The 9,422-nt window shown below is 71.2% G+C and carries 9 protein-coding genes and 1 tRNA gene; 3 read left to right on the top strand and 7 right to left on the bottom strand.

All coding sequences use genetic code 11. The annotated features are described in order from the left end of the window. Positions 1-32: 32 nt before the first annotated feature. The 4 genes from ACFV0Q_RS32525 to ACFV0Q_RS32510 all read right to left on the bottom strand — a co-directional run bounded on the left by ACFV0Q_RS32525 (position 33) and on the right by ACFV0Q_RS32510 (position 2,759). Positions 33-105: transfer RNA gene (locus ACFV0Q_RS32525), tRNA-His, on the bottom strand. 95 nt (positions 106-200) lie between these two features. Then, entirely contained in the window at positions 201-803 is a 603-nt protein-coding gene (orn, locus tag ACFV0Q_RS32520) for an oligoribonuclease (protein WP_266577198.1), read from the bottom strand. Between the two features lie 83 nt (positions 804-886). Further along, positions 887-2,062, bottom strand: a complete 1,176-nt coding sequence (locus ACFV0Q_RS32515) for a helix-turn-helix domain-containing protein (protein WP_266577199.1) — start codon at positions 2,060-2,062, stop codon at positions 887-889. Positions 2,063-2,438: 376 nt separating this feature from the next. Then, entirely contained in the window at positions 2,439-2,759 is a 321-nt protein-coding gene (locus ACFV0Q_RS32510) for a hypothetical protein (protein WP_385010249.1), read from the bottom strand. Between the two features lie 449 nt (positions 2,760-3,208). Here ACFV0Q_RS32510 and ACFV0Q_RS32505 point away from each other — a divergent pair, with 449 nt between their 5' ends. Beyond that, positions 3,209-3,739, top strand: coding sequence for a universal stress protein (locus tag ACFV0Q_RS32505; RefSeq protein WP_385010247.1), 531 nt, complete (start codon positions 3,209-3,211; stop codon positions 3,737-3,739). A 99-nt stretch (positions 3,740-3,838) separates the two neighbouring features. Then, a complete protein-coding gene (locus tag ACFV0Q_RS32500; RefSeq protein WP_385010245.1) occupies positions 3,839-4,408 on the top strand; it encodes an acetate uptake transporter in 570 nt (189 codons plus the stop codon). Between the two features lie 105 nt (positions 4,409-4,513). Here ACFV0Q_RS32500 and glmS read toward each other — a convergent pair whose 3' ends face one another. From glmS to ACFV0Q_RS32485, 3 genes are all read right to left on the bottom strand, one after another. Then, positions 4,514-6,331, bottom strand: a complete 1,818-nt coding sequence (glmS, locus tag ACFV0Q_RS32495; RefSeq protein WP_385010243.1) for a glutamine--fructose-6-phosphate transaminase (isomerizing) — start codon at positions 6,329-6,331, stop codon at positions 4,514-4,516. A 53-nt stretch (positions 6,332-6,384) separates the two neighbouring features. After that, positions 6,385-6,660 carry a hypothetical protein gene (locus ACFV0Q_RS32490; protein WP_030008735.1) on the bottom strand — a complete coding sequence of 92 codons (276 nt, stop codon included), beginning with the start codon at positions 6,658-6,660 and terminating at the stop codon, positions 6,385-6,387. Between the two features lie 107 nt (positions 6,661-6,767). Next, positions 6,768-7,664: a DUF4429 domain-containing protein gene (locus tag ACFV0Q_RS32485; RefSeq protein WP_385010241.1), complete on the bottom strand. Its 897-nt coding sequence runs from the start codon at positions 7,662-7,664 to the stop codon at positions 6,768-6,770. Between the two features lie 63 nt (positions 7,665-7,727). Between ACFV0Q_RS32485 and ACFV0Q_RS32480 the strand changes: the two genes are divergently transcribed. Beyond that, on the top strand, positions 7,728-9,308 hold the full coding sequence (locus ACFV0Q_RS32480) for a beta-N-acetylhexosaminidase (RefSeq protein ID WP_385010239.1): 1,581 nt from the start codon (positions 7,728-7,730) through the stop codon (positions 9,306-9,308). Positions 9,309-9,422 lie beyond the last annotated feature (114 nt).

Raw genomic sequence — 9,422 nt, 5'->3', positions numbered from 1 at the left:
GTCCGCTTTCGCGTACCGGGGCCTTCCCACAGGGTGAGTGACGGGACTTGAACCCGCGGCCACCTGGACCACAACCAGGTGCTCTACCAGCTGAGCTACACCCACCATGTCCGGTCGCAGAACGACCGGCCGAAGAAAAGGGTACAGGGTCCGGGAGGGTGCTCGCTCCACCCTTTTCCCGCGCCCGTCTCCGGATGGTGCTACTCGCCCGCCACCACGTGCTTGGCGGCGATGGTGCGGGCGGTGTCCGAGTCGGGCCCGGGCTGCGGCACGAAGACCGCCTCACGGTAGTAGCGCAGCTCGGCGATGGACTCCTTGATGTCCGCGAGCGCCCGGTGGTTGCCGTTCTTCGGCGGGCTGTTGAAGTACGCCCGGGGGTACCAGCGGCGCGCCAGCTCCTTGACCGAGGACACGTCCACGATCCGGTAGTGCAGGTAACCCTCCAGCGCGGCCATGTCGCGCAGCAGGAACCCGCGGTCGGTGCCGACCGAGTTGCCGCACAGCGGCGCCTTGCGGGGTTCCTTGACGTGCTCCCGTACGTACGCCAGGACCTGCGCCTCGGCGTCGGCCAGGGTCGTGCCGCCGGCCAGCTCGTCGAGCAGCCCGGAAGCGGTGTGCATCTCGCGCACCACGTCCGGCATGGTCTCCAGGGCCGCGTCCGGCGGGCGGATCACGATGTCCACGCCTTCGCCGAGCACGTTGAGCTCCGAGTCGGTGACCAGTGCGGCCACCTCGATAAGTGCGTCGTCCGTCAACGAGAGCCCGGTCATCTCGCAGTCGATCCACACCATGCGATCGTTCATGCGCCCCACCTTATGCCGAAGGTCCCCCACCGTGGTGCTCGACCACTGTGGGGGACCTCCGTCGTGCGGTGCCCGGAAGGCGGCTACGCGTGCTCGCGCAGCACCCGGCCCGGGGCGTACAGCTCCGTCACGCTGGGACCGGAGGCGGCCAGGGCCGCCGCCGCGCGCTGGGGCTGCGGCGTCCGCTGGTGCGGAAGCGGGCCTCCCGAAAGCTCGCTCACCGGGGACACGTCGGCCTGCGGCCGGCGCGCCCGGTAGGCGGAGCGGTAGGCGGCCGGGGAGGACCCCAGCTGCCGCCGGAAGTGGCCGCGCAGGGCGACCGGTGAGCGGAACCCGCAGCGTCCGGCGACCTCGTCGACCGAGTAGTCGGAGGTCTCCAGCAGCCGCTGTGCCTGGAGCACCCGCTGGGTGATCAGCCACTGCAGCGGCGCGCTGCCGGTGAGCGAGCGGAACCGCCGGTCGAAGGTGCGCCGGCTCATGTAGGCGCGGGCGGCCAGCGTCTCCACGTCGAACTGCTCGTGGAGGTGTTCCAGTGCCCAGGCGACGACCTCGGCGAGCGGGTCGGCGCCGATCTCCTCGGGCAGCGACCGGTCGAGGTAGCGCTCCTGGCCTCCGGTGCGGCGCGGCGGCACGACGAGCCGGCGGGCCAGTGCCCCGGCCGCCTCGCTGCCGTGGTCCGTGCGCACGATGTGCAGGCACAGGTCGATTCCGGCCGCGGTGCCCGCGGACGTCAGGACGTCGCCGTCGTCGACGAACAGCTCGCGCGGGTCGACGTGGACGGACGGGTACCGCTTGGCCAGCGTCGGCGCGTACATCCAGTGCGTCGTCGCGGGCCGGCCGTCCAGCAGCCCGGCGGCGGCGAGCACGAAGGCTCCCGTGCACAGGCCGACGATCCGGGCCCCCTCCTCGTGCGCCAGACGCAGTGCGTCCAGAGCCTCCGGCGGCGGCGGTGAAGTGATGGAGCGCCAGGCCGGAACGACGACCGTGCCTGCCCGGGCGATCGCCTCCAACCCGTACGGCGCGGTCAGTTCGAGTCCGCCGGTGGTCCGCAGCGGACCGTCCTCCCCGGCGCACACGAGCAGTCGGTAGCGTGGAACTCCCGCGTCCTGTCGGTCGATGCCGAACACGGAAAGCGGAATGGAACTCTCGAAGATCGGTCCGCCGCTGAACAGCAGCACCGCGACGATCTCCCTGCGGCGACGCCCCGCGAGCTTCCGGCCCGCGTCCGCGACGACAGCGGCGGTGGAATCCTGGCTCATGGCGCTAAGCCCCCCTTGGGTGTCGCGACTCCTTGGTCTGGTCGCACCTGCACGTTTCCCCTCGGCCTTGCACGTGGATCCCCCGCCGTAAATACATGATCGAATCTACTGCGTCCCGTGGTGTCGGCGTGACAAGTTCAGCACGCAGCGCTATATCGACTTGGCAACTTGGCGAAAAGCATTCGATCAGGAAGCGTTCCACTCCGCTACCCGGGTGGGAAGCTTCCTGTCCGGCCATGGCCAGTACCCGTAGGGTCGTGAGGCCCCCCGGCCCTTGTCGTCGCTGGTGGTAGGGGGGTTGGGGGGACATTCCGGCAAGGGGGGCACTGGGTCCGGAAGTTGGCTGAAAACAACCGGGTGTGTACGTGCGAACCGGTCAGTCGTGAGGGGGCAGGCCACCGGAACCGTGGCAACCGCGGTGCGAACCGGCCCCGCTGCGGGAGTGCCGGCCGCGGTGGCCGGACGGAAGCGGATCCTCCGAAAGCACCCGCGCGGCGGCCCGTTCCGTCTTCTCGGAGTACCTCAGCAGCACCCGGCAGGCGGCGGTGACCGCGGCCAGCCCCAGGGTCGCCACGGCGGCCCCGCCGTACGAGGTTCCGTAGACGACCAGGATCACGGGGACGAGCAGGCAGCTGAAGGCGGCCCAGCGCACCACGTCACCCGCCGGGTCCTCGTGGGGCCGTCCGGCGGATGGCACGGACGGGTGAAGTGCGGAGCGCGCGTGCGACGCGCCGGAGTGGGCAGACGGGAGGGGCTGTGTCGGCGGAGCGGGCTGGACGGGCTGGACGGGGTGAACCGGATGGCCGGGCACGGCGTACTCCCTGCGGGCTCTTCCTGGACGGTCGGACGCCTGTCCAACGCCCCGGTGCGCGGCTCGGTCACTGCGCGCACGGGTGGCACGCGGGTCTCTCGTCACTGGCTGTAGGGGACAGCGGCCATTGCCAAGGCGCCGTGGCTCCGGCATGCTCCCTGGGACGCTCTCCAAGGGCGGCATGCCCTGTGCAGGACAGGAGTGTCGCCGTACCCTGGTGGGTAAGGGCTTGGGAAGATGCTTCCCGGACAGAGCTCCGTCACACTGCGTCGTCAAGCCAGAGTCGCCGAAACCGCCCCTGTCGCCTCCCCCGAGGACCCTTCGCCGAGACAACCATGGCCGGTCACGAATACTCCGAACCCGCGGACCGCAAGCGCAAACCCCTCGCCGATTCCGTATCGAGCGACCTGCGCGCGGTGGAACAGACACGTCTCCCCTGCGACCCGGCCTTCCGGCACGGCGTGGTGGTGGGCTTCGACGGCTCCACGTCCAGTGAGAGAGCCCTCGCGTACGCGATCGGAATGGCCCGGCGCTCGGGTTCCGGTCTGATCATCGTGCATGTGGCCAACCGGCTCCCCACCACCGTGTGGGCGGGCTGTGAACCGCCCGTCTTCGTGGACGTGCCGGACCACCGGACCGAGGTGCTGGGCCTGGAGCTGGCCTGCGCCGACTATCTGGCCGAGGTGCCGTGGATCCTGGTCGAGCGGGGCGGGGACATCTGTCACGAGCTGGAGGAGGTCGGCCGGGAGTACTCGGCGGACGCCATCGTGGTCGGCTCCACGCACGGGATCGTGGGCCGGATCTTCGGTTCGGTGGCGGGCCGGCTCGCGAAGCGGGCGCAGCGACCCGTTGTTGTCATTCCGTAACCCACTGTACGTCGATTGTGCGGTTGTGAACCCCCTTGTAAAGGGTAGATAAATGCTGCTGGGACGCAGCAAACAACTGCAGATCGAAGGGAGCCCGCCGTGGACAATGGTGTCTCTGCGGGAAGCACGGCCTCGACTTCGACCCTGGGGAACATCGCCCTGGGGCTCACCCTTCTCGCGTTCGGTATCGGCCACACGGGCATCGTCAGCGGCGTGACCGTGGCCGACTCCGTGTCGCTCGCGACATTCGTCGGCGGTCTCGCCCTGTTCGTCCTCGGACTCCTCGAATTCCGTGGCGGCAACGGCTTCAACGGCACGGCGTTCGCGGGCCTCGGCGCCTTCTGGTTCACCTGGGCCAACGGCGCGGACGGAAAGGTTTCGGCACACGCGGCCGGACTGTTCCTCGTCCTGTTCGCCCTGCTCGCGCTGACCCTCACGGTGAGTGCGGCGAGCGGACTGTTCGGTCAGGGCGTGTACGCCCTCCTCACCCTCTCCCTGGTGCTCCTCGCGATAGGCGTCTTCGCCGACAGCGGCGGGCTCGCCAAGGCCGCCGGCTGGGTCGCGGCGCTCTCCGGGCTGCTGGCCTGGTACGGGGCCACCGCCGCGCTGGCGCACTGGCCGACCGCGCTGGGCAAGGCCTCCGGCAGCGGCGCGGTCGCCGCGAGCTGAGGGCGGGAAGCGGGAACCAACGGAAAACACGACGGCCCCGGGGAGCTCCCCGGGGCCGTCGTGCTGTTCCGTGACGGTGGTCCGTCGTGGTCCGTCGTGGTGCGCCTACTCGACCGTGACCGACTTCGCCAGGTTGCGCGGCTTGTCGATGTCCCGGCCCAGCGCCAGGGCGGTGTGGTACGCCAGCAGCTGGAGCGGGATGCCCATCAGGATCGGGTCCAGCTCGTCCTCGTTCTTGGGCACGAGGATGGTGTGGTCGGCCTTCTCCTGCTCCCGGTGGGCGACCGCGAGGATCCGGCCGCTGCGGGCCTTGATCTCCTCCAGCGCCGCACGGTTCTTCTCCAGCAGGTCGTCGTCGGGGACGATCGCGACCGTCGGCATCGCCGGCTCGATGAGCGCGAGCGGGCCGTGCTTGAGCTCGGAGGCCGGGTAGGCCTCGGCGTGGATGTAGGAGATCTCCTTGAGCTTCAGGGAGGCCTCCAGCGCCACCGGGTAGCCGCGCACCCGGCCGATGAACATCATCGACTTGGCCTCGGCGTACTCGGCCGCCAGCTTCTTGATGTCCTCCTCGCCCTTGAGGATCTCCTCGATCTGGGCGGGCAGCTTGCGCAGGCCCTCGATGATCCGCTTGCCGTCGGTGACCGACAGGTCCCGGATCCGGCCGAGGTGCACGGCGAGCAGCGCGAAGGCCACGACCGTGTTGGTGAAGCACTTGGTGGAGACGACGCAGACCTCGGGGCCGGCGTGCACGTACACGCCGCCGTCGGCCTCGCGGGCGATGGCGGAGCCGACCACGTTGACCACGCCGAGGACGCGGGCGCCCTTGCGCTTGAGCTCCTGGACGGCCGCGAGCACGTCATACGTCTCACCGGACTGGGAGACGGCGATGTAGAGGGTGTCGGGGTCCACGACCGGGTTGCGGTAGCGGAACTCGGAGGCCGGCTCGGCGTCGGCGGGGATCCGCGCCATGCCCTCGATCAGGCCCGCGCCGATGAGACCGGCGTGGTAGGAGGTGCCGCAGCCCAGGATCTTGACCCGGCGGATGCCGCGCGCCTCGCGCGGGTCCAGGTTCAGGCCGCCCAGGTGCACGGTGTTGAAGCGGTCGTCGATCCGGCCGCGCAGTACGCGGTCGACCGCGTCGGGCTGCTCGGAGATCTCCTTGTGCATGTACGTGTCGTGGCCGCCCATGTCGTAGGAGGCGGCCTCCCACTCCACGGTCTCGGGCGTGGCGGTGGTCTTCGTACCGCTGGTGGTGTAGGTGCGGAAGTCGTCGGCCTTCAGGGTGGCCATCTCACCGTCGCCGAGGGTGACGACCTGGCGGGTGTGGGCGACGAGCGCGGCGACGTCCGAGGCGACGAACATCTCCTTCTCGCCGATGCCGAGGACCACCGGGGAGCCGTTGCGGGCGACGACGATGCGGTCGGCGAAGTCGGCGTGCATGACGGCGATGCCGTAGGTGCCCTCGACGACCTTGAGCGCCTCGCGGACCTTCTCCTCCAGGGAGTCGGCCTGGGAGCGGGCGATCAGGTGGACGAGCACCTCGGTGTCGGTCTCCGAGACGAAGACGATCCCGTCCGCGATCAGCTTGGCGCGCAGCTCGTCGGCGTTGTCGACGATGCCGTTGTGGACGACGGCGACCTTGCTCTCGGCGTCCAGGTGCGGGTGGGAGTTGATGTCGCTCGGGGCGCCGTGGGTGGCCCAGCGGGTGTGCGCGATGCCGGTGGTGCCGGCGAAGCGCTTGGGGACGCGGGACTCCAGCTCGCGGACGCGGCCCTTGGCCTTGACGACCTTGAGGGCGCTCGACTTCGGGCTGTTGACGACGATGCCCGCCGAGTCGTAGCCGCGGTATTCCAGCCGCTGGAGACCTTCCAGCAGCAGCGGTGCCACGTCGCGCTTGCCGATGTAACCCACGATTCCGCACATACGGTTTTGCCCCTCCTGAAGTTCGGTGTCGTGCTCTGGCCGGTCCGGCCGTCTCAGCCGTAGACGATGCGGCGCAGCTGCCGGAGCGAGAGCTCCGGAGGCGCCACGGCGCGGTGCGGCAGTTCTGCCGCGATCCGCTCGAAGATCTCGGCGTTCACCGCACCGCCGGACTGCAGCTCGCGGTGGCGACGGCGGACGAACTCCTCGGTCGTCTCGTCGAAGTACGCGAGTACGTCGAGTACCACCCGGGCCGCTTCCCCGCGCTGGAGCGCGGTGCTGCGCACCAGGTGGTCGACGAGATCGTCATGGGACGGGCGGCGGTCGAGCACCTGTAGATATTGACCGTCAGCGGGCCGGAACGCAAAGATCCTGCCCGAAATCGGGCAGGATCTCGCTGGTCTGGACCAGAGGAAGGTGTTATTCCGGTCCGGGTCGGTCAGAAGCGGCCCAAAACGGCGGCCTTCGCCGCACTGAACTCCTCGGCGGTCAGGATGCCCGTCTGGTGCAGTTCGCCCAGCTCGCGCAGGCGCCGCAGCAGCGTGTCGTGGTCCACCGGCTCACCCGCCAGCGCCGGGCCCGACTCCGCCAGCGGCAGCGCGGCGGGCGCCGGGGCCGGCTCGGGGGCGGACGCGGCCGCCGGATGCGGCATCCGTACCGCCACGGCCGCCGCGACCAGCGCCATCAGGGGGTCCTTCTTGAAGCCGAACAGCTCCACCGTGTGGGGGTCGTACTTGGGCGCGGCGGCCGCCGTGGCGCCCGCCAGGGTGAACCGGAGCCAGCCGTTCTCCAGCCCCCTCGACGGGGACCACTCCACCGCCCGCACGTCGCCGACGCGGAACTCCCGCGGCCCGCCGGAACGCTTCGCCTCCTCCGTCGTCCAGTTCCAGTCCAGGAGCAGCCGGTCGCCGTCGAAGGCCACCGTCCCGTCGCCCGCCCCGACCGAGATCGGCACGGACGGCCCCGGCAGCAGGTACGCGTCCGAGGGGCCGGGATCGACCTGGTCCAGCAGCAGCGCGTGGCGCACCTCGTCGACGAAGTACTCCGCGACCCCGGTCCGGTCCGGCTCCACGCTCAGCCGGTACGGGTCCGAGGCCTCCGGCAGCCGCCCGCCCGTGACCTGCAGCAGCGGGTCCGCGCCGTCACGCAGCCGCAGGCGCAGCCGGCCGGCCTTGCGGCCCGGTTCGTGGCTGATCCCGGCGATCGCGCGCAGCGGCACGGCCACCTCGCCCAGGTGTTGCCGCAGCAGCCCCACCCCCTTGTCGCGGCCCGGCACGATGCGCACCGCGTCCCCGTCGAAGGTCCACGTACCGTCCTTCTGGATGATTTCCGCCATGTGGGGATTCTCCCATCGGCATTCCAAGGCCGGTTGGCCGCCGGTTGGCCTATACCTGGGCGCATGAGAGTCCTGCGACGCACGCTCGGCACCCTCCTCGCCCTGGGGGCCGCGGTCTCCTGCACCGCGGCCCACGGCGACGACGCCAAACCCCCGGGCCGCCGCCCCGCCGCCCTCGCTCCCTACGAACGGCTCCTGCCCGCGCCCGCCTCCGCACGCGCCGAAGGTGCCCCGTACTCCTTCGGGGCCGGCACGGTGATCCGTACGGGAGTGGCGGCGCCGGAGGAGGTCCGGCAGGTCGGCGAGCTCCTCGCGGAGCAGCTGCGCGGCCCCAGCGGGCTGCCGCTGCCGGTGGTCGACGGGCAGGAGGGGGACGGGATCCGGCTGCTGCTCGACCGCGGGGACGCGGAACTGGGCGCGGAGGGCTACCGGCTGCGCGCCACCCCCTCCGGCGTCACGCTGACGGCGCGCACCCCGGCCGGGCTCTTCCACGCGGGTCAGACGCTGCGCCAGCTGCTGCCGGTGAGCGGGACGGGCAGTGTGCCGGGCGGGACGGTCACGGACGTGCCGCGCTTCGCGTACCGGGGGGCGATGATCGACGTCGCGCGGCACTTCTTCCCCGTGGAGCAGGTCAAGCGGTACGTCGACCAGCTCGCCCAGTACAAGATCAACGCGCTGCACGTGCACCTGACCGACGACCAGGGCTGGCGGCTCGCGGTCGACTCCTGGCCGCGGCTCGCCACGTACGGCGGCGGCAGCGAGGTGGGCGGCGGGCCCGGCGGCCACTGGACCAAGGAGGAGTACCGCGACCTGGTGGCGTACGCCGCCGAGCGGTACGTGGACGTGGTCCCGGAGATCGACATGCCCGGCCACGTCAACGCCGCGCAGGCCGCGTACGGGGAGCTCACCTGCGACGGCAAGGCGCCCGAGCGCTACACCGGCATCAAGGTCGGCTTCAGCTCGCTCTGCGTCGGCAAGGAGCGGACGTACGAGTTCATCGACCAGGTGCTGGGCGAACTCGCGGAGCTGACCCCGGGCCGGTACCTCCACATCGGGGGCGACGAGGCGCACGCGACCCCGGCGGCGGACTACGCGGCCTTCATGGACCGCGCCCAGCGGGTGGTGGCCCGCCACGGCAAGACGGTGGTGGCCTGGCACCAGCTCGCGTCGGCCCGCCCGGCGCCGGGCGCGGTCCTCCAGTACTGGGGCCACGACAAGACGGCCGCCGCCGAGAAGGCCGCGGTCGTGGCGGCGGGGAAGTCCGGCCACCCGGTGATCCTCTCCCCGGCCGACCACGCCTACCTGGACATGAAGTACGACAAGGCGACGAAGCCGGGCCTGGCCTGGGCCGGCTACGTCCCGGTCCAGCGCTCCTACGCCTGGAACCCGGGCTCCTACCTCGCCGGCCTCCCGGAATCCGCCGTCCTCGGGGTCGAAGCCCCGCTGTGGACGGAAACCGTCGCGACCCGCTCCGACTGGGAACTGCTGGCCTTCCCCCGCGTCCTCGGCCTCGCGGAACTGGGCTGGTCCCCGTCATCCGCCCTCGACTGGCCGACGTACCGCGAACGCCTGGCAGCCCAGTCCCCCCGCCTGGACGCCCAGAACATCACCTACTACCGCGCCCCGGACGTCCCCTGGTCATAGCCCCATCGCACCCGGCGGAGTTCGGAGGCCGGGGTCCGGGTCGTTCGGTACCGCCGATGGCGGATGGCGTGGAAAGAAGGCGGGCGCGGCATCGAGGGACCGTGTCGATGCCGC

The sequence above is a fragment of the Streptomyces sp. NPDC059564 genome, from assembly GCF_042735575.1.
Taxonomy (GTDB): Bacteria; Actinomycetota; Actinomycetes; order Streptomycetales; family Streptomycetaceae; genus Streptomyces.
This window is presented reverse-complemented; position numbering and strand designations above follow the sequence as displayed.